An 18,178-nucleotide genomic window follows, 5' to 3' on the forward strand; every position below is an offset into this window, starting at 1 on the left:
AAATATCTAAATACTTTTCTAATTAGCAAAAAAAAGAGACTATAATTTTAAATCATAGCCTCATTAGAGAATTTTATATTTTGATTAGATCTTAAAACTGATGTACTTTCTTAGAAACCACTAAAAAGGAAACCAACGAAATTAAGGCAGCTCCGGTCAGATAAAAACCAACATAACTTAAACCATAAGTACTGGCCAGCCAAATGGCGATCATGGGAGCAAATGCCGCACCAAGTATTCCCGCCAAGTTAAACGTTAAGGAAGCTCCTGAATAACGCACATTTGTTGGAAATAATTCCGACAGGAAAGTTCCCAAAGGCCCATAAGTGAATCCCATCAGAGCCATTCCGATACAGGCAAAGGTGGTAATTAGAATGATATTTCCTTTGCTTAAAAAAGACGAAAACAAAAACCCGAAAAGCGCTATGGCTGCGGTCGCAATAATTAACATTTTGCGTCGTCCGATCTTATCGGCAACAACTGCCGAAACCGGAATAAAAAGGGCAAAAAACAAAACAGAGAACAACTGAACCAATAATGCATCTCTTTTGGTAATCCCTAAATCTGAAGTGATCCAGCTTAAAGTAAAAACGGTCATCAGGTAAAAAACCAAAAAGGTGGTAACAGCCGCCAATGTTCCAAAAATCAATTGATTTCGATACGATTTAATCAAAGTTAAAAAAGGAACTTTAACTTCTTCCTTTTCTTTTTTAGCATTCTCAAATGAAGGCGTTTCGGTAATTTTTGTTCGGATATAAAACCCCACAACAACCAAAAGCGAACTTGCTATGAAAGGAATTCTCCAGCCATAATCCATAAAGTTTTCATTGGTCATCGTATCCGTCAAAATTAAAAAAGTTCCACCCGAAAGCAGCAATCCAATAGGAGCGCCCAATTGCGGAAACATTCCGTACCAGGCACGTTTATCCGGAGGTGCATTTTCGATTGCCAATAAAACAGCACCACCCCATTCGCCTCCTAAACCTACACCTTGCCCAAATCGACACAACATTAACAATAAAGGAGCAGCAACACCAATACTGGCATAACCGGGTAAAAATCCGATCGTAACTGTTGAAATACCCATCGTTAATAATGCCGCCACCAAAGTAAATTTACGCCCGATTTTATCTCCATAATGACCAAAAAAAGCGGAACCTAATGGACGTGATAAAAAAGCAATCGAAAAGGTAGCTAAAGATTCCAGAGTTGCCATAGTCGGGTCTGAACCGGGGAAAAATAGTTGCGGAAAAACCAATACAGCAGCATTGGCATAAATATAGAAATCAAAAAATTCTATGGTGGTACCAATCAAGGAACCAAAGAGAACATGTTTTAAAGAGTTCTTCTGTTTCGGGTTATTTTTCATTCGGCTTTACTATTGTTTTCTTTTAACTATTACTTCAAAAAATAAATCAGCTTCTTCTGCACAGCAAATATTTGTTTGCAAAAATATAGTTTCATTATTAATAACACGCACAATCAAACAATACTTTTAAATTACTCTCAAAATTTTAACAAAAACAACAAATCAAACATCCTAATCATTCACAAAACATTTCTTACAATAAAAAAAGAGACAACAAAATCAAAACACTGATTTACAACAACTTAATTCAAAGCATAAAAATCAAATCTTAAGCATTCGTTAAAAAAGGATTTAAGTACATATTTTGATTAAATTTACAGCTATCAAAAATAAACCTAAAACTATGCCTACCGACTGTATCAGCTACCAAAACTCAGGATATTTCTCTAAATTGATACAAGATTATTTAGATCAAAAACCCGAATTACAATCACTGTACAATCACTTTCCTACGCTTGAAAACTTTGAGAAACAAATCCGTGACAAGCAGGCTAATTTCGACCATGCAAACCGTGTCCCTCTTGTTGAGACGTTAAAAAAGCAATATCAAAACATTCAAGTTTCAAATTCAACAAAAGAGAATATTGAGCTTTTAGCACTCCCAAATACTTTTACAATTACAACCGGACACCAGCTAAACCTGTTTAGCGGTCCTTTGTATTTTTTATACAAAATCATTTCGACGATTAATCTCACTACAGAACTGAAATCAAAATATCCGGCTCATAATTTTGTTCCTGTTTATTGGATGGCTACTGAAGATCACGATTTTGAAGAGATTAATTATTTTAATTTTAAAGGAAAAAAGTTCCGCTGGAACAAAGAAAGCACAGGTCCGGTTGGAAGACTTTCGACAGAAGGTTTAGAAGATTTTTTTGAAATTTACTCCAAAGATTTGGGTTCGAGTACAAATGCCAACTTCTTAAAAAAACTCTTCGAAGAGGCCTATCTAAGGCATGAAAATCTTGCCGATGCCACACGCTTTCTCGCAAACAGCTTGTTTGCTTCTTACGGTTTAGTGATTTTAGACGCAGATTCAGCAGATTTAAAACGCGCTTTCATTCCTTATGTTAAGGAAGAACTGGAACAGCAAACGGCTTTCAAAGCGGTTCAGGAAACAATCTCAAAATTTAATGATTATACCATTCAGGTAAATCCTCGTGAGATCAATCTGTTTTACATTGAAGACCAACTGCGTGAGCGAATTATATTAGAAAAAGACCGATACGTTGTCAACCATACTAAAATATCATTTTCGAAAGAAGAAATTTTCAATCTACTCGAATGCAATCCCGAAAAATTCAGTCCGAATGTAATCATGCGTCCGTTGTATCAGGAAATTATCCTTCCAAATTTATGCTACATTGGTGGCGGAGGAGAAATTGCTTACTGGCTCGAATTAAAATCTTTTTTTGATGCTGTGAACATTACTTTCCCAATGTTACTGGTTCGTAATTCAGTACTTTTAAGCACCGAAAAACAAGCTAAAAAAGCAGATAAACTTGGACTTCACTGGAAAGATTTATTTACTAAACCTGCAGATTTAGTAAATGCAATCACACATAAATTATCTGGTTTTCCGATTGATTTAACGCCACAAAAAGAAATGCTGGTCAAACAATTTGAATATCTTTACGAATTAGCACAGCAAACTGACAAATCCTTCACGGGAGCTGTAAAAGCTCAGGAAGTAAAGCAAAAGAAAGGCTTAGACAATCTCGAGAAAAGATTATTGAAAGCACAAAAACGAAAACTGGATTCGGAAATACAACGTGTTGTTGATTTACAATGTGAATTGTTTCCAAATCAGAGTTTACAGGAGCGTCAAACCAATTTTTCTGAATTTTATCTGGAAAAAGGAGAAGAATTGATTCCTCTTTTAATACAAAATTTAAAACCTTTAGAAACGAATTTTAATATTATCACGATATAAAAATAAAAAAGTAATAGTCATCAGAATAAATAACCGCCTCTTCTGAAATTATTGCCTCTCAAACCAAATAGTAACCTTTTAAAAAAAATTAACCTATTTACCAAAATTATGACCAGAGAGCGCCTGATATCATTAGATGTCTTTAGAGGATTGACTATTTTATTAATGACTATTGTAAACAATCCGGGAGATTGGGGAAATGTCTACGCCCCGTTACTACACTCCGAATGGCATGGCTGTACGCCAACCGACTTAGTGTTTCCTTTTTTTATTTTCATCATGGGAGTTGCAGTCCCCCTGGCAATGCCAACCAAAACCTGGGACAGCACTACCTTCAACAAAATTCTGGTTCGTTCGCTACGCATGCTCGGCCTTGGAATTTTCTTTAATTATTTTGGAAAAATACAGCTTTTTGGCCTTGAAGGAATTCCGCTTCTTATCGGCCGATTGATTATCACTGTGGCAGTTGGCTATGCTTTGATGGGCAATTTCAGTTCGAAAATCAAAAACATACTGGCCTTTTCAATTTTGTTTATTTATCTCTTTCTGGCTTATAGCGGAATCGAAGCCTACCATGATGTGCGATTACCGGGTGTTTTACAACGAATTGCGATTGTATATTTTGTCGTTTCTCTATTGTACTTAAAAACAACTCAAAAAACACAGATCATAACCGGCATTACTTTATTACTGGGCTATTGGGCCATAATGACTTTGATTCCCGTTCCCGGAATCGGAGCGCCTAATTTAGAAAAAGAAACCAACTTAGCTTCTTGGCTCGATGGTGTTTTACTTGAAGGACACATGTATCGCGGAACCATAACCTGGGATCCTGAAGGAGTTCTAAGTACCATTCCGTCAATCGTGAACGGAATCATTGGCTTATTGATTGGTCAGATTTTACAGCGCGAAATTACACAAAAGCAGAAAGCCGTTAAAATGATAGCTGCAGGTGTTGCCTTAATCATTGGAGGGTTAATCTGGAATGCCTTCTTCCCTATCAACAAATCGCTTTGGACCAGCAGTTATGTTTTATACACTACAGGACTGGCAACTGCTTGTTTAGCATTTCTATACTACATCATTGACATTGCAACCTACAAAAAGGGTTTAAAATTGTTTTTAATCTGGGGAGTCAATCCGATGATTGTATTTTTCTTCTCTCAGATCATCCCTCAGGCTTTGGTGATGGTTCAGTTTAAGAACCCGCATCATCCGGAAGAGCAGATCAATCTTTTAAATTATTTGTACCAATTCGGTATTGCTCCTTTCTTTAGCAATCCAATGACAGCCTCGTTAGCAGGAGCATTAACTTATGTTGGAATCTGGACTTTTATATTATGGATTTTCTACAAAAACAAACTGATTTTTAAAGTTTAAAAATAAGCTATATCCATTTCGATTACAAGAGACGCAAAACGCGTCTCTTTTTTTTCTTCCTCACTCCAAAACAAATTGACATCATCGCATAGCGCACTATTTTACATTTTTCTTTACCAAAACATCATTTGTTAGAGTTTTAATTATGAATTTATTAAAATCAATTCATAAAAAAAGTATACTTTTGCACGAAATTAAAAATAAGCAATAAAATGGCAACAAATAGAACTTTTACAATGATTAAGCCGGATGCAGTTCAAAACGGACACATCGGAAATATCTTAGCAATGATTACTAATGGAGGTTTCAAAATCGTTTCATTAAAATTAACTCAACTTACTGTAGCTGATGCTCAAGCATTCTACGCAGTTCACGCAGAAAGACCTTTCTACGGAGAGTTAGTTGAATTCATGTCTCGCGGACCAATTGTTGCTGCAATTTTAGAAAAAGACAATGCAGTAGAAGATTTCAGAACTCTAATTGGAGCTACAAATCCAGCTGAAGCTGCTGAAGGAACTATCCGTAAAGCATACGCTACTTCAATCGGAGAAAACGCAGTACACGGTTCTGACAGCGACGAAAATGCAGCTATCGAAGGTGCATTCCACTTCGCAGGAAGAGAGCAATTCTAATATTTATTAGACTTTCTTAGATTTTTAGATGTTAGACTTCTTAGATCTTAGAAAAGGCATAAAAGAAAACCCGTTTCAAATGAAACGGGTTTTCTTTTATAACATCCCAGCCAAAATCTAACATTTTAAAAATCTAAGAAGTCTAAGCCAGTCTAAAAAATCTAACGTAAAACAACTTCTTTCACCACCTCACGACCTAACTCCTCGTTGATCATTTTTACAATCTTGCTTTTACCGTGACTTAATTCTTCACGCAAAACTGCCGATCCCAGCTCGACATACAATGTACTTCCTTTCAGAACAACATTTTTGGTATACGTATTCACGCCATTCCCCATCAGCTGCCTCCAGGCCTCTTTTACATCAATCTGGTCCATTCCGGCACCTAACTTATTCACTTGGATAATCTGCTGCAAAACAGCTCCAATCGTGCTTTCACTATTTAGTCTTTTTGCCATCGTTTAATAAATTTACGGGTCCGGTTTTTTTATAATGATATTCTTTATTCTGATCGTTCTTTACTACAAAAGTCTCATCAGAAATAGAAACCAATTCTTCACTCCACTTTGCATAATCTGTTTTATAATCCAGGAAAACCTGATCTCCTTTAAATCGAACCGATACATCTTCAAAAGTATCTGTTGTTAAAAAAGTCCCATCCAGCTGCGCCATCACCTTGGTTCGTGTTCCTTTAGTTCCTTTGATATTGAAATAATCGAAATTTTCGTTCATTCCGTAATCTTTGTCCTCTCCTTTATCAAAAACTACTTTCTCAATTTCCCAATAACCATTCAGTTTTGCAATATCAGCAGGTTTAATTTCTTGTTTACAGCTTATTAACAAAAGCGATAAAACCAAAATCATAAAAGTGTTTTTCATACTATAATTTTTAAAATTCTATTTTTCCCTTTTCTCCTGAAAAAGATCCCGTCCAAAAAAACAATTATCCGCTATGTACCTTCATTTTTACAGTAAATAGTACCAAAAAAAACAATATTTTCCAGCAGACTGAAATTTCTCATTTCAAAAGAAAGATGAACCTACAAAGTTAAACTTAAAAACCTCATAAGAAGCAAAAAATCACAAAACCATTTAAACTATTTTATATCTTTCTGGTCAAACCTCAAACCAAAATAAAAAAACATGACCAAAGCTATTTACACCATACTGATTGCTATCCTCTTAACAGGCTGCAACAAAGATTCGTCTGAATCAGAACCAATTACAGTTCCCACAGAAAACATGTATTTCCCTCCAATAACCGGAACAAACTGGGAAACAAAGTCAATCGCTGATCTTAAATGGAATCAGGCTGCTGTTCAGCCGCTTTTAGATTATCTGGAACTAAAACATTCCAAGTCGTTCATTATACTGGTCAACGGGCGAATTGTTTTAGAAAACTATTTTAACGGGCATTCAGCAACTACCAATTGGTATTGGGCCAGCGCCGGAAAAACGTTAACCTCTACTGTTACAGGAATTGCCCAACAAGAAAATTTGCTGAATATCAATAATAAAGTTTCTCAGTATCTGGGAGAAGGATGGACAAGTGAAACTTTACCCAAAGAAAATTTAATTACCTGTAAACATTTATTGACTATGACCTCCGGGCTCGATGACAGCACAGACGATGTCAATCCCGCTAATCTAGTCTATAGAGCCGATGCAGGAACAAGATGGGCCTATCATAATGTTTATGTAAAACTACAAGATGTTGTTGCAAAAGCAAGCGGACAAAGCTGGGAAAATTATTTCAACACCAAATTAAGAGACAAAATCGGGATGAATGGAAATTGGGTACAAACTGACGCCAATAGTGTTTACACCAGCACCTCCAGAAGTATGGCGCGTTTTGGACTTTTAATGCTGAACAAAGGAAAATGGGAAAGCAACACAATACTCAACGAGGCATATTTTAATGAAGCAACCACAACTTCTCAGAATATCAATTTAGGATACGGTTATTTATGGTGGCTGAACGGAAAAAGTTCTTACCACTTACCACAATCACAACTTACTTTTCAAGGAAGTATAATCCCAAGCGGACCAACCGATATGTTTATGGCATTAGGTAAAAATGACCAGAAAATATATGTTGTTCCCGGTAAAAAGATGGTAGTTATCAGAATGGGAGACGCCGCAGACAGTGTTAATCTGGCCTTATCTGATTTTGACAAAACTTTATGGGAGAAGATTAATGCTTTGTACCAGTAACAAAAAAGCTTTAAATAGAAATGCTTTCGAAAACATTACTATTTAAAGCTTGCTATTTTTTTTTGAAATAATATCTGTGTGATACTATTAACGATTAGTTCGCATTCTTTTAAAAACTCCTAAAAAGAATAAAACTATTCCGATCACCAGCAAAGCATAATAAACAGAAAGATTACTATCCTTCAATACATTTGCCAAAACAAAACATATCACACTGGCAAAATAAAAAGCTATCGCTGATATATTTTTTAAAGATTCGAAACCCATTATAAATTATTTAAAAAAACTATCTACAAATTCATACTTATTAAAGACCTGAAGATCTTCAATTCCTTCTCCAACACCGATGTATTTTACTGGAATCTGAAACTGATCTGAAATACCAATTACCACACCGCCTTTTGCTGTTCCGTCCAGTTTAGTTACAGCAAGAGAAGTAACTTCGGTGGCAGCAGTAAATTGTTTGGCCTGCTCGAAAGCATTTTGCCCTGTAGAACCGTCTAAAACTAAAAGTACATCATGCGGAGCATCTTCTACAACCTTTTGCATGACACGTTTTACTTTTGTAAGCTCATTCATCAAATTGATTTTATTGTGCAAACGTCCGGCTGTATCTATAATCACCACATCGGCATTTTGTGCTACGGCAGATTGTAGCGTGTCGAAAGCGACAGAAGCAGGATCACTCCCCATATTTTGTCTCACAATTGGAACATCTACACGGTCTGCCCAAACCTGCAATTGATCGATAGCAGCAGCACGAAAAGTATCGGCAGCTCCTAAAACGACTTTATAACCGGATTTTTTAAACTGGTACGCTAATTTACCAATTGTAGTAGTCTTACCTACTCCATTAACTCCTACAACCATTAAAACGTATGGTTTTTTATTTTTTGGAATCTCAAATTCCGTTGCTTCGCCTGTATTGGTTTCAGACAATAAAGCACCTATTTCTTCGCGAAGAATCTGATTCAGTTCATCTGTTCCTAAATATTTATCTGCAGCAACACGTTTCTCGATTCTGGAGATTACTTTCAGCGTTGTGTTTACTCCAACATCAGAAGCTACTAAAATCTCTTCCAGATCATCCAGAACATCATCGTCGACTTTAGATTTTCCCGCAACAGCTTTGCTTAACTTGGAGAAAAAACTAGTTTTTGATTTTTCAAGACCTTTGTCTAAAGTCTCTTTCTTATCAGTAGAGAATAATTTTTTAAAAAAACTCATTTTTTATAGGTTGTTAGTTTTTTAGATTATGGGATAATAAAACCCAAATAATCTTTAATCTTTAAAGAAACTTAAAATTAGTCATGTTTCTTTAAATTTTAGACAAATATAAAAAATAAAAAAGCTACTTCCGAATGAAAGTAGCTTTTCTATATACTGTGATTGTTATTATTTCTTTTTCAAGAACTCATCAACTTCTTCAGGAGCCATAATAGATTCTACGAATGTATATGCACCAGTTTTAGGAGATTTTACCATTTTGATGGCTTTTGATAATCTCTTAGAAGATGTTTGTAACGATGCTACGGTTTTCTTTGCCATGATTCAAATGTTATTTGAAATTTTTAATTTAAATAAAAATCTCTAATTAATTACTTAATTTCTTTATGAACAGTTACACGTTTCAAGATTGGATTAAATTTTTTAATCTCTAATCTGTCCGGAGTATTTTTCTTGTTCTTAGTTGTTATGTATCTTGAAGTACCTGCAACACCAGAAGTCTTGTGTTCAGTACATTCTAAAATCACCTGGATTCTATTACCTTTCTTTGCCATCTTGCTATATATTTATTTAGGAAAAGATTATTTGATAAATCCTTCTGACTGTGCTTTTTTCAAAACAGCAGTGATTCCATTTTTATTAATTGTTTTTATCGTAGATGCTGCTACTCTAAGAGTAATCCATCTATCTTCTTCTGGAAGATAAAAACGCTTTTTAACTAAGTTTACAGAAAACTTTCTCTTAGTTTTGTTCATAGCGTGAGAAACGTTATTTCCTACCATCGCTCTTTTACCTGTAAGGTCACAAACTCTTGACATTATACTTTACTTTTATCGTTATTCAAAATCAGGGTGCAAAGAAAAGAAAAATAAACCATTGTAGCAAAAAATTATTGCACAATTTTTAAAATTTCTTTCTTCAAAATTTCTAAACTCTTATTCACTGCTCTATCTATCACTTTTTCACGGGGTTGACCAAAGTTGAATTCTTCTACGATTATACCCTCCGGAGTTGCTAAAGCGATAAAAACAGCTCCAATTTCAGCTTCAGAGTCTCCTTTTGTCGGTCCGGCGTTCCCGGTTGTCGCAATTGCATAATCTGTTTTCAGCATCTCCTTCACATTCAAAGCCATAGCCGACGCAACCTCAGCACTTACCACCGAAAACTGATCAACCAAATCCTGCGAAACCCCAAGAACATTGACCTTCGCCTCTGTTGCATAAGAAACCACACTGCCTTTAAAATAAGCAGAAGCTCCCGGAATTGCCGACAAAATGGAGGCAATTTTTCCTCCGGTAAAACTTTCGGCAGTTGAGATCGTTCTATTTTGTTTGGTTAAAATTTTTCCAATTACCGTTTCAATAGTTTCGTTTTCCTCATAACCCACTATGATATCATGAATTATAGCATCTAAAGATTTTACATTTTCTTCAATTGCAGCTTCAAGCTCTTCTTTATTGGTTCCTCTCGCCGACAAACGCAAACGCACTCGCCCGGGATTGGGCAGATAGGCCAACTTGATAAATTCCGGCAGATTATTCTCCCAGTCTTCGATACGTTCCGCAACTAAACTCTCGCCCTGACCATAAGTCAAAATTGTTTTATGAATGATATACGGACGTTTGTACTCGCGAATTATTTTAGGAATTATTTCTTCTTCGACTAAATACTTCATTTCATACGGAACTCCCGGAAGTGAAACAAAAACAGTGTCTTCTTTCTTCATCCACATGCCCGGAGCCGTACCCACTTTGTTGTGCAAAACGGTACATTTGGAAGGAACCAGAGCCTGATCTTTATTCAACTGCGAAATTGGGCGTTTGTAAAAACCTTCAATTAACTCCGTCACGTGAGCCAAAACTTTAGCATCCATCACCAGCTCATCCTCAAAATACTCGCAAAAAGTTTTTCTTGTGACGTCATCTTTTGTAGGCCCCAAACCACCGGTCACAATAACCAGATCAACTTTGTTCTGCAGTTGGGCAAATGTGTCTAAAATATGTTTTTTATCGTCACTTATCGAAATCATTTCATGAACTTCGACACCAATGCGATCCAGTGATTTTGCAATAAAACCCGAGTTAGTATCTACAATCTGACCTATTAAAATTTCATCTCCAATAGTAATAATGCTTGCTTTCATAGCTGTGAATTATTTTTACTTATCGTAAGTCCAATTATTATAATAAAGAATTGTTGTCGCAGTGATTTTATACGAATGCCAGACATGGCTTGCTTTTGCAAAAAAAAGAATCACATCAAAGATTTACACATCAAAGTCTTTTTTAATCTCTTTGATGGCTTCTTTTACCTGTAACTTAATACTCTTAAAAGTTTCGATAATTTCTTTTTTCTTGCCTTCGGCTTTGGTCCAGGCTTCTACCTGAAGAATTTCCTCAAAAGCAACATTCAACCCCATTAAGTCCAATGTAGGTTTTATTTTATGTGCATAAGAATAGGCATACTTATGATCCTTCTTTTTAATCCCTTCTTTGATTTGTTTTAAATCTTCAGGAACTTCAGTAACAAACAATTTAAGAATTTCATTTACAAATTCCGGATCATTGTCTGAAAGTGCATATACTTTCGAAAGGTTGTATTTTAAAGCCATTACTTTACTTGTATTCTGAATAATTTTTTATCTTCTAAAAAGCCTTCTAAAACGTCATTCGGCTTAACCGCAGCAACGCCTTCCGGTGTTCCTGTAAAAATAATATCTCCAATTTTTAATGTAAAAAACTGCGACACATACGAAACAAGCTCATCAATTTTCCAAAGCATGAAACTCGTATTTCCTTTTTGAACGGTTTCAGAATTTTTCGTCAGCTCAAATGTAAGATTTTCCATCGAAACAAAATCACTCTTTGGCAAAAACTCTCCAATTACTGCAGAGCCATCAAAAGCTTTTGCTTTTTCCCACGGCAATCCTTTTGCTTTTAATTTTTCCTGTAAATCTCTGGCTGTAAAGTCGATCCCAACACTAATTTCGTCATAGTACTTGTGTGCAAATTTAGGTTCGATGTATTTTCCAACCTTACTAATTTTAACAATTACTTCTAATTCGTGATGAATTTCTTCAGAAAATTCGGGGATTACGAACGGATGCTGCTTCAATAAAACTGCCGAATCCGGTTTCATAAAGACCACCGGTTCTGTGGGACGCTCGTTTTTTAGCTCTTCAATATGATTGGTATAATTTCTACCGATACAGATGATTTTCATTTTTCTATAGATTCTAAGATTCTAAGCCACTAAGGCTCTAAGAAACTATGCAAAAAACTTAGCATCTTAGAGCCTTAGGGACTCAGAGCCTTACTTCGTATTTAACTTTCTTAATTTAATAGCCGTAAGTACTTTTTTGGTATACAAAGGAAAATCGGCATTTTGAATCCAGCTGAAATAGCCAGGCTCACTTTCTAAGACCTTCTCCACTTTAGCACCTTTGTGTTTTCCGAAGGTGAAAATTTCTTCGTTGTCTTTATCAAAAGCAATCATTCCTGCAAAATCAGCAATTTTTTTACGAGTGGTAAATTCAGACAACGATTTCATATCGTTTTCCAATTCCGGATAACGGTCTAATTGTGCTTTTAGGATTTCGTAGGTCGCCATTGTATCGGCTTCTGCAGAATGCGCATTCTCCAGACTCTTTCCACAATAGAATTTCAATGCGGCACTTAAAGTACGCTCTTCCATTTTATGAAAAATCGTCTGTACATCTACTGAAACTTTGTTTTTCATATCAAAATCAACCCCGGCACGCAGCAATTCTTCTGCTAATAACGGAATATCAAACCGATCTGAATTAAAACCGCCCAAATCACTGTCTTTAATCATATTGTAAACCTGTGGTGCCAATTCTGCAAAAGTAGGCTCGTTTGCTACTTTTTCATCTGTGATACCATGAACAGCAGTTGTTTGTGGCGGAATTGGAATCGTAGGATTCACTAACCAGGTTTTACTTTCTTTATTTCCGTTTGGAAAAACTTTGAATATCGAAATTTCTACAATTCGATCTTTACCGATATCAATTCCGGTTGTTTCAAGATCAAAAAAGCAAATTGGTTTGTTGAGTTTGAGTTCCATTTTTAATTTTTATAAGATTACAAATGTAATTTTTAAAGCCGAAATTCCTCTTCTATTCTTGACTTTTTTAAACAAAAAGGGCCGTAATCCAGCGATTTTAACTTTTAAATGAATTCTAAAAGCCGGCTTCTGTTTGTTTTCTTAACCTTTTCTTACAAAACAAAAAACCCGGGAATTTATCCAAATTCCCGGGTTCAAATTATTTTTAAAACAGAATTTAAAAATCTCTGTTCACATCAAAAGCTTCTAAATATTCAGCTACTCTTTTCACAAAACTTCCTCCCAGAGCGCCATCTACTACTCTATGATCGTAAGAATGTGATAAGAACATTTTTTGACGGATTCCGATAAAATCTCCTTCCGGAGTTTCGATAACCGCAGGCACTTTGCGAATAGCTCCCAAAGCCAGGATTCCAACTTGCGGCTGATTGATAATTGGGGTTCCGAAAACACTTCCGAAAGTTCCAACATTAGTCACCGTGTAAGTTCCGCCTTGTGTATCGTCCGGTTTTAGTTTTCCGGCTTTTGCACGGTTTCCTAAATCGTTCACCGCTTTAGCCATTCCAACCAAATTCAGCTGATCTGCATTTTTAATTACCGGAACAATTAAGTTTCCGTTTGGTAAAGCTGCCGCCATACCTAAATTTATATTTTTCTTTTTGATGATGTACTCACCATCAACAGAAATATTCATTCCAGGAAAATCTTTTAAAGCTTTAGCCACTGCTTCCATCATGATTGGAGTAAACGTAAGCTTCTCGCCTTCTCTCTTCTCGAAAGCACTTTTTACTTTATCTCTCCATTTTACAATGTTAGTCACATCTACTTCAATAAACGATTGTACGTGTGCCGAAGTTTGTACCGAAGCTACCATGTAACCTGAAATCAGCTTACGCATTCTGTCCATTTCAACGATTTCATCGCCTCCATTTACAGATACCGGAACAGCTTGCTGGCTTTTTTGAACCGGAGCTGCAGGCTGAACTGCTTTTGGAGCTTCTACAACTGCTTGCGGAGCCTGAACACCTGATTTACGGGTTTCAATATATTTTAGAATATCTTCTTTTGTTACGCGACCGTCTTTACCTGAACCTGCAATACTTTCTAATTCAGCTACAGAAATACCTTCTTCTTTAGCAATATTTTTTACTAATGGAGAAAAGAATTTATCCGATCCTGAAAAATCCTGCGGTGCAGCTACAGCATCTTTCGCAACTTCGATAGTTTTTTCGATTTCAGTAACTTCTGCCGGAGCAGCGGTCTCTACTGCCTTAACAGCCGGTGCATCACCTTCTGTTTCAATAATTGCAATAGTTTGTCCTACCTGAACCAAATCGTCTTTACCGAACAATTGCTCAATCAAAACTCCTGATACCTCGCTTGGTACTTCACTGTCAACCTTATCCGTTGCAATTTCCAGTACTGCTTCATCAGCTTCAATTTTGTCTCCAACTTCTTTCAACCAGTTTGTAATAGTTGCTTCAGCGACACTTTCTCCCATTTTAGGAAGTTTCAATTCAAATCTTGCCATATTGTTAATCTAAAAGGTGATTTTGATTTTCAGATTGCGAAATTACTGAATATTTTGAATATAAATTACACTTAATATAATTTTTTACTCGATTTTTACGATTTGACCCCTGTCATTCCGTGAATTACTCCCAATAATAAAATTTGCATTTTTGGGGAAAATCTTAAAAGTAATGTTCTTATCTTTAAGAGTTTCTATGATTTTGATACATTTTTTGAATGAAACATACTGATTATCCAAAATAATCTCAACTCTTTTACCCTCAAAAAGCTGGCACGAATTTACCATTTTTTCTTTTTTGAAATCTAAAAAACGGACTTTATTTTTTAGAATTTCAGGTAATTTTTCAGACAAAATTCGATTTGAAGAGTAAAAAATGACGCTTTCAGGTAAGGGTTTTGATTTTGTTATCCCCTGAAACATTTTTACAAACGAAAAGAACCAAATACCAATTTGAATGAAAAATTCAAAAAACCATGATTTTCTGAAATGCTTCTGATAGAAAAAATTCATCGCCTCCTGGAAACGTTTCATGTATTTTTCGTCTTTTACCGTACTTTCTCCTTTATAATGCAAAACGGTCGTTTCGTGAAAATAGTAATTGGATTTCTTTTTTAACAGTGCACGATACGACAAGTCAATATCATCTGCATACATGAAACATTTTTCATCAAAACCTTCTAAATCAACGTACAAATCACGTGTCATTAACATGAAGGCTCCCACTAAAATATCAACTTCCCCGCTTTCATTTGTTCCTAAATGCTGGGCGTAATACTGATTACACAATTTCCAATTTGGAAAGATTTTATACAGTCCGAAAATTTTGGTAAAAGCTACCCAGGGAGTTGGAATTCCGCGTTTGCTTTCGGGTAAAAAAGCTCCGGTACCATCGATTAGTTTACAACCCACAATTCCCAAATTGACTTGTCTGTCAGCGAAATTCAGGATTTTCTTAAATGTATTTTCAGCAACAACAGTATCGGGATTCAGAATGCAAACGTACTTTCCTCGAGCCTCCGCTACTCCAATATTGTTCCCTTTTGGGAAACCATAGTTGGTATCATTCTGAATCAGTTTTACAGTTGGAAACTTACTTTTCATCATCAAACAACTCTCGTCTGACGAATTATTATCGACCACAATAATTTCTGCATCAAGTGACGAAATAGCTTCCTGAACACTTAAAACGCATTGTTCCAGAAAGTAACGCACATTATAATTGAGAATAATAACCGATAATTGCATGAAAAATAACGAAATAGATTTTTTGGAAAGTTAGAAATTTTCAGCCAATCCTGATGATAATGATTAGTCGATTTTACAAACATCAAAATAAGTCACCAGATTTCTAACTCAAAAAACTAAAACCAGAGTAAAAAAGCAACTTGAAACATTCTGACTGAATCCGAAAGAAAAACAGCAACGCAATTCAAAAAAGCATATTTTTGATTAAAAAACTTCTGCATGGAAATCAAAACTCCAATTAAAGTTACTTCTTTACTCGTACTAACAAGTATCATTTTTCTATTATCTGCCTTTACCCTTTTTAAAAGCCCAAAAATAAATTTAGTCCAAACCTCTACGTGGTATATTGCCGGCCCTGCTATTGAGAGTCAGGAAACCATAAACCAGGTTCGGCAGGAAAAAGGGATTGTAAAAGTCATAGCAAAAGACAATCCATCGGGTGAAATTGAACTGAATGTTCTGATTACACCTTCTGATTCTAATGACGGTGCTCCGACCAATTTATCAGATGCTTCTAAATTTGTGAGCATTACGTATAAATCTTCTCACCTCATCAAACTTCAGGCGCGCGAAGGAAACGAAGAAGGAACCGGCTGCATACATGGCGGATCTCACCCAAGAGTTGATTTACCTGCTTCTCCTAATAAATTCAAAACAATCACAATTAGATGGACGGATTTCAGACAGGACGGCCTTCCAAACGGAAAACTTCTGAACATTCATAATTTATGCAAATTCAACTTTGTGAATTACCATCCGGTTTCGGGAGCTTTTTTAGAAATAAAATCAGTTACTCTTTAATCTTAAGAAATATGAAAACAAAACTTTGTCTTTTACTTTTTACTGTTCTATTCATTTCAAATAACAGCTATAGTCAATCGAAAAAAATCGATATTAACGGCGTTTGGGAAGACATTAATCCGGGTGTACAAAACGCCGTCGCAATTGTATCGGAACAAAACGGAAAAGTTATTTTCTCACATTATCTCGAATGGAAAGGACAGAAATTCGTAGAAAACGGCATAGGAAAAAGAACCGGAAACACAATTGTTTATACCGTAGAGGTCACCTTACCTATTGAGGGCTGGGCAAATCAGGGCACACATACTCTGATCTTGTCTGAAGATGGAAATACACTTGAAGGTACTTTTATCGACAACAAAAAGAGAACGGGACCGATTTCGTTTAAAAGGGTACGCTGAGCGTTTGTTTTTGTTGAAGGGTTTCAGGTTTCAAGTTTCAGGTTCCTACTGCACCCAAAAACTAAAACTTGAAACTTGAAACCTGAAACTTGAAACCTAAAACTTGAAAATCCCCTCCCTCTACAAATGCAGCTGAATCTTGTACTTGTTACATATTTTCATCACATAAAGCATGATCGTCGAAAACACCAGCGACCAGATGATCCCCGGAACTCCTTCACGAAAATAACCCGGAATAATATGAATATTCAAAGCTTTGCAGAAATAATAAATAGCACCCGGTAAAATGTAAATCAGTAGCGGATTTGCAGCAGCGGGCATAAAGAAATTACTCCATTGGGTTTGTTTTTTAAGCTCCATAAGCCAATACAGAAAATAGAACAAAACCGTACAAATTCCGGCTGACAGCAATGTCCAGGCAGGAGTACCCTGTATTTTCGAAATTCCATAATATTGACGCAGAAAAAATCCGAATGAGAAAAACAATGCAATGAACCCAATTACAGGCCAGTTGATTTTCTTTTCGATTTTTCGATCAAAAAACAATAATGAGATTATTATTCCTGCCGTTACCAAGGTGGCGTGTGTTAAATGTCCGGCGATAAAACGCAGCCACTCCGGTAAATGTAAACTTTGGGTCAAATTAGCGGAGTTTAGAGAAACACATACTATTAAAAAGACAATCATTGCCCACAATTTGCCTGAAACCAGCCAATAATAAATTACTGAAATAAGATACGCCCAGCCAATTAGCCCCAGAATTCCCCACCATTGAGGCGTCATCCCAATAGTACCATCAGTCTGAACATATAAAAAGTAAAGCGTTATCAGCACTGCTATTCCTCCATACTGAAGTATGCTTTTTAACCCAACCGGAAAATCTTTGCCATACTTATTCCAAATTGGAATTGGCATTGCGTAGGCCAGAAATCCCCAGAGTGCAGGTGTAATCATCATTTGTTCAGCATCATAACCGTCGGATGCATTGACCATAAAGACTCCCATAATAATGAGAGCCAGAGCTCTTTTTAAAGTATGTGTCCAAATCGTTCTTGCGCTATCTCCTTTAATCAATCGGGCATTAAATGCAAACGGAACTGACATTCCAACAATAAACAAGAAAGCCGGAAAAACTAAATCTACAAAAGTCATCGCATCAGCATCCGCCGGCATGTGTTTCATCCATTGAGGAACATTTACAACACTGGCCAGTTCATTTACAAAAATCATAACAAAAATTGTGATTCCGCGTAAAGCATCTATCGAAATGATCCTTTGATTGTATAAATTTTCTTTTACTTTCATAAATGGTTAAATTTTTAGGAATCTCAAATATAATATTTTTATGAAATGACCAAT

At 35.9% G+C, this 18,178-nt stretch carries 20 protein-coding genes; 6 read left to right on the forward strand and 14 right to left on the reverse strand.

What is annotated here, in order from left to right; translation table 11 throughout:
* Positions 1-91 precede the first annotated feature (91 nt).
* Positions 92-1,369 (reverse strand): MFS transporter, encoded by a 1,278-nt coding sequence (locus BHE19_RS12900; protein ID WP_070907457.1) that lies wholly within the window; start codon positions 1,367-1,369, stop codon positions 92-94.
* 343 nt (positions 1,370-1,712) lie between these two features.
* Here BHE19_RS12900 and bshC point away from each other — a divergent pair, with 343 nt between their 5' ends.
* The 3 genes from bshC to BHE19_RS12915 all read left to right on the forward strand — a co-directional run bounded on the left by bshC (position 1,713) and on the right by BHE19_RS12915 (position 5,314).
* Entirely contained in the window at positions 1,713-3,302 is a 1,590-nt protein-coding gene (gene bshC, locus BHE19_RS12905; RefSeq protein WP_070907458.1) for a bacillithiol biosynthesis cysteine-adding enzyme BshC, read from the forward strand.
* A 108-nt stretch (positions 3,303-3,410) separates the two neighbouring features.
* On the forward strand, positions 3,411-4,682 hold the full coding sequence (locus BHE19_RS12910) for an acyltransferase family protein (RefSeq protein ID WP_070907459.1): 1,272 nt from the start codon (positions 3,411-3,413) through the stop codon (positions 4,680-4,682).
* 212 nt (positions 4,683-4,894) lie between these two features.
* Positions 4,895-5,314, forward strand: coding sequence for a nucleoside-diphosphate kinase (locus BHE19_RS12915; RefSeq protein WP_017495185.1), 420 nt, complete (start codon positions 4,895-4,897; stop codon positions 5,312-5,314).
* Between the two features lie 161 nt (positions 5,315-5,475).
* On the opposite strand, the gene BHE19_RS12920 is transcribed toward BHE19_RS12915, so the two are convergent.
* Positions 5,476-5,772 (reverse strand): DUF721 domain-containing protein, encoded by a 297-nt coding sequence (locus tag BHE19_RS12920; RefSeq protein WP_017495184.1) that lies wholly within the window; start codon positions 5,770-5,772, stop codon positions 5,476-5,478.
* A complete protein-coding gene (locus BHE19_RS12925) occupies positions 5,753-6,193 on the reverse strand; it encodes a hypothetical protein (protein WP_070907460.1) in 441 nt (146 codons plus the stop codon). Before BHE19_RS12925 ends, BHE19_RS12920 begins: the two co-directional genes overlap by 20 nt.
* 264 nt (positions 6,194-6,457) lie before the next feature.
* Here BHE19_RS12925 and BHE19_RS12930 point away from each other — a divergent pair, with 264 nt between their 5' ends.
* On the forward strand, positions 6,458-7,528 hold the full coding sequence (locus BHE19_RS12930; RefSeq protein ID WP_070907461.1) for a serine hydrolase domain-containing protein: 1,071 nt from the start codon (positions 6,458-6,460) through the stop codon (positions 7,526-7,528).
* A 273-nt stretch (positions 7,529-7,801) separates the two neighbouring features.
* Here the strand turns inward: BHE19_RS12930 and ftsY are convergent, their stop codons facing one another.
* The 10 genes from ftsY to BHE19_RS12985 all read right to left on the reverse strand — a co-directional run bounded on the left by ftsY (position 7,802) and on the right by BHE19_RS12985 (position 15,617).
* Positions 7,802-8,755, reverse strand: coding sequence for a signal recognition particle-docking protein FtsY (gene ftsY / locus BHE19_RS12940; protein ID WP_017495180.1), 954 nt, complete (start codon positions 8,753-8,755; stop codon positions 7,802-7,804).
* Positions 8,756-8,923: 168 nt separating this feature from the next.
* Positions 8,924-9,076 carry a DUF4295 domain-containing protein gene (locus tag BHE19_RS12945; RefSeq protein WP_008468081.1) on the reverse strand — a complete coding sequence of 51 codons (153 nt, stop codon included), beginning with the start codon at positions 9,074-9,076 and terminating at the stop codon, positions 8,924-8,926.
* Positions 9,077-9,126: 50 nt separating this feature from the next.
* Positions 9,127-9,309 (reverse strand): 50S ribosomal protein L33, encoded by a 183-nt coding sequence (rpmG, locus tag BHE19_RS12950; RefSeq protein ID WP_017495179.1) that lies wholly within the window; start codon positions 9,307-9,309, stop codon positions 9,127-9,129.
* 27 nt (positions 9,310-9,336) lie between these two features.
* Positions 9,337-9,573 carry a 50S ribosomal protein L28 gene (rpmB, locus tag BHE19_RS12955; protein WP_008468080.1) on the reverse strand — a complete coding sequence of 79 codons (237 nt, stop codon included), beginning with the start codon at positions 9,571-9,573 and terminating at the stop codon, positions 9,337-9,339.
* Positions 9,574-9,644: 71 nt separating this feature from the next.
* Positions 9,645-10,898: a CinA family nicotinamide mononucleotide deamidase-related protein gene (locus tag BHE19_RS12960; protein ID WP_070907462.1), complete on the reverse strand. Its 1,254-nt coding sequence runs from the start codon at positions 10,896-10,898 to the stop codon at positions 9,645-9,647.
* Between the two features lie 123 nt (positions 10,899-11,021).
* On the reverse strand, positions 11,022-11,366 hold the full coding sequence (locus BHE19_RS12965) for an Hpt domain-containing protein (protein ID WP_017495177.1): 345 nt from the start codon (positions 11,364-11,366) through the stop codon (positions 11,022-11,024).
* Complete coding sequence (locus tag BHE19_RS12970; RefSeq protein ID WP_017495176.1) at positions 11,366-11,977, reverse strand: fumarylacetoacetate hydrolase family protein; 612 nt, start codon at positions 11,975-11,977, stop codon at positions 11,366-11,368. The genes BHE19_RS12965 and BHE19_RS12970 overlap by 1 nt, the downstream gene beginning before the upstream one ends.
* A 90-nt stretch (positions 11,978-12,067) precedes the next feature.
* Complete coding sequence (locus BHE19_RS12975) at positions 12,068-12,838, reverse strand: 3'-5' exonuclease (protein ID WP_017495175.1); 771 nt, start codon at positions 12,836-12,838, stop codon at positions 12,068-12,070.
* Between the two features lie 217 nt (positions 12,839-13,055).
* Complete coding sequence (locus tag BHE19_RS12980; protein ID WP_070907463.1) at positions 13,056-14,369, reverse strand: dihydrolipoamide acetyltransferase family protein; 1,314 nt, start codon at positions 14,367-14,369, stop codon at positions 13,056-13,058.
* A gap of 84 nt (positions 14,370-14,453) precedes the next feature.
* Positions 14,454-15,617, reverse strand: a complete 1,164-nt coding sequence (locus BHE19_RS12985; protein WP_070907464.1) for a glycosyltransferase family 2 protein — start codon at positions 15,615-15,617, stop codon at positions 14,454-14,456.
* Positions 15,618-15,836: 219 nt separating this feature from the next.
* On the opposite strand from BHE19_RS12985, the gene BHE19_RS12990 reads away from it, so the two are divergent.
* Both BHE19_RS12990 and BHE19_RS12995 read left to right on the forward strand, forming a co-directional pair.
* On the forward strand, positions 15,837-16,418 hold the full coding sequence (locus tag BHE19_RS12990) for a hypothetical protein (protein WP_070907465.1): 582 nt from the start codon (positions 15,837-15,839) through the stop codon (positions 16,416-16,418).
* A gap of 11 nt (positions 16,419-16,429) precedes the next feature.
* On the forward strand, positions 16,430-16,819 hold the full coding sequence (locus BHE19_RS12995) for a hypothetical protein (RefSeq protein ID WP_070907466.1): 390 nt from the start codon (positions 16,430-16,432) through the stop codon (positions 16,817-16,819).
* 120 nt (positions 16,820-16,939) lie between these two features.
* Here BHE19_RS12995 and BHE19_RS13000 read toward each other — a convergent pair whose 3' ends face one another.
* A complete protein-coding gene (locus BHE19_RS13000) occupies positions 16,940-18,124 on the reverse strand; it encodes a DUF5009 domain-containing protein (protein ID WP_070907467.1) in 1,185 nt (394 codons plus the stop codon).
* Between the last annotated feature and the right edge of the window lie 54 nt (positions 18,125-18,178).

It is taken from the genome of Flavobacterium tructae (assembly GCF_001853485.1).
Taxonomy (GTDB): domain Bacteria; phylum Bacteroidota; class Bacteroidia; order Flavobacteriales; family Flavobacteriaceae; genus Flavobacterium; species Flavobacterium tructae.

Excerpts from the sequence above, each read along its gene's own strand:
- BHE19_RS12900 (WP_070907457.1), bottom strand. The coding sequence starts at position 1,369 with ATGAAAAATAACCCGAAACAGAAGAACTCTTTAAAACATGTTCTCTTT.
- bshC (WP_070907458.1), top strand. The coding sequence starts at position 1,713 with ATGCCTACCGACTGTATCAGCTACCAAAACTCAGGATATTTCTCTAAA.
- BHE19_RS12910 (WP_070907459.1), top strand. The coding sequence starts at position 3,411 with ATGACCAGAGAGCGCCTGATATCATTAGATGTCTTTAGAGGATTGACT.
- BHE19_RS12915 (WP_017495185.1), top strand. The coding sequence starts at position 4,895 with ATGGCAACAAATAGAACTTTTACAATGATTAAGCCGGATGCAGTTCAA.
- BHE19_RS12920 (WP_017495184.1), bottom strand. The coding sequence starts at position 5,772 with ATGGCAAAAAGACTAAATAGTGAAAGCACGATTGGAGCTGTTTTGCAG.
- BHE19_RS12925 (WP_070907460.1), bottom strand. The coding sequence starts at position 6,193 with ATGAAAAACACTTTTATGATTTTGGTTTTATCGCTTTTGTTAATAAGC.
- BHE19_RS12930 (WP_070907461.1), top strand. The coding sequence starts at position 6,458 with ATGACCAAAGCTATTTACACCATACTGATTGCTATCCTCTTAACAGGC.
- ftsY (WP_017495180.1), bottom strand. The coding sequence starts at position 8,755 with ATGAGTTTTTTTAAAAAATTATTCTCTACTGATAAGAAAGAGACTTTA.
- BHE19_RS12945 (WP_008468081.1), bottom strand. The coding sequence starts at position 9,076 with ATGGCAAAGAAAACCGTAGCATCGTTACAAACATCTTCTAAGAGATTA.
- rpmG (WP_017495179.1), bottom strand. The coding sequence starts at position 9,309 with ATGGCAAAGAAAGGTAATAGAATCCAGGTGATTTTAGAATGTACTGAA.
- rpmB (WP_008468080.1), bottom strand. The coding sequence starts at position 9,573 with ATGTCAAGAGTTTGTGACCTTACAGGTAAAAGAGCGATGGTAGGAAAT.
- BHE19_RS12960 (WP_070907462.1), bottom strand. The coding sequence starts at position 10,898 with ATGAAAGCAAGCATTATTACTATTGGAGATGAAATTTTAATAGGTCAG.
- BHE19_RS12965 (WP_017495177.1), bottom strand. The coding sequence starts at position 11,366 with ATGGCTTTAAAATACAACCTTTCGAAAGTATATGCACTTTCAGACAAT.
- BHE19_RS12970 (WP_017495176.1), bottom strand. The coding sequence starts at position 11,977 with ATGAAAATCATCTGTATCGGTAGAAATTATACCAATCATATTGAAGAG.
- BHE19_RS12975 (WP_017495175.1), bottom strand. The coding sequence starts at position 12,838 with ATGGAACTCAAACTCAACAAACCAATTTGCTTTTTTGATCTTGAAACA.
- BHE19_RS12980 (WP_070907463.1), bottom strand. The coding sequence starts at position 14,369 with ATGGCAAGATTTGAATTGAAACTTCCTAAAATGGGAGAAAGTGTCGCT.
- BHE19_RS12985 (WP_070907464.1), bottom strand. The coding sequence starts at position 15,617 with ATGCAATTATCGGTTATTATTCTCAATTATAATGTGCGTTACTTTCTG.
- BHE19_RS12990 (WP_070907465.1), top strand. The coding sequence starts at position 15,837 with ATGGAAATCAAAACTCCAATTAAAGTTACTTCTTTACTCGTACTAACA.
- BHE19_RS12995 (WP_070907466.1), top strand. The coding sequence starts at position 16,430 with ATGAAAACAAAACTTTGTCTTTTACTTTTTACTGTTCTATTCATTTCA.
- BHE19_RS13000 (WP_070907467.1), bottom strand. The coding sequence starts at position 18,124 with ATGAAAGTAAAAGAAAATTTATACAATCAAAGGATCATTTCGATAGAT.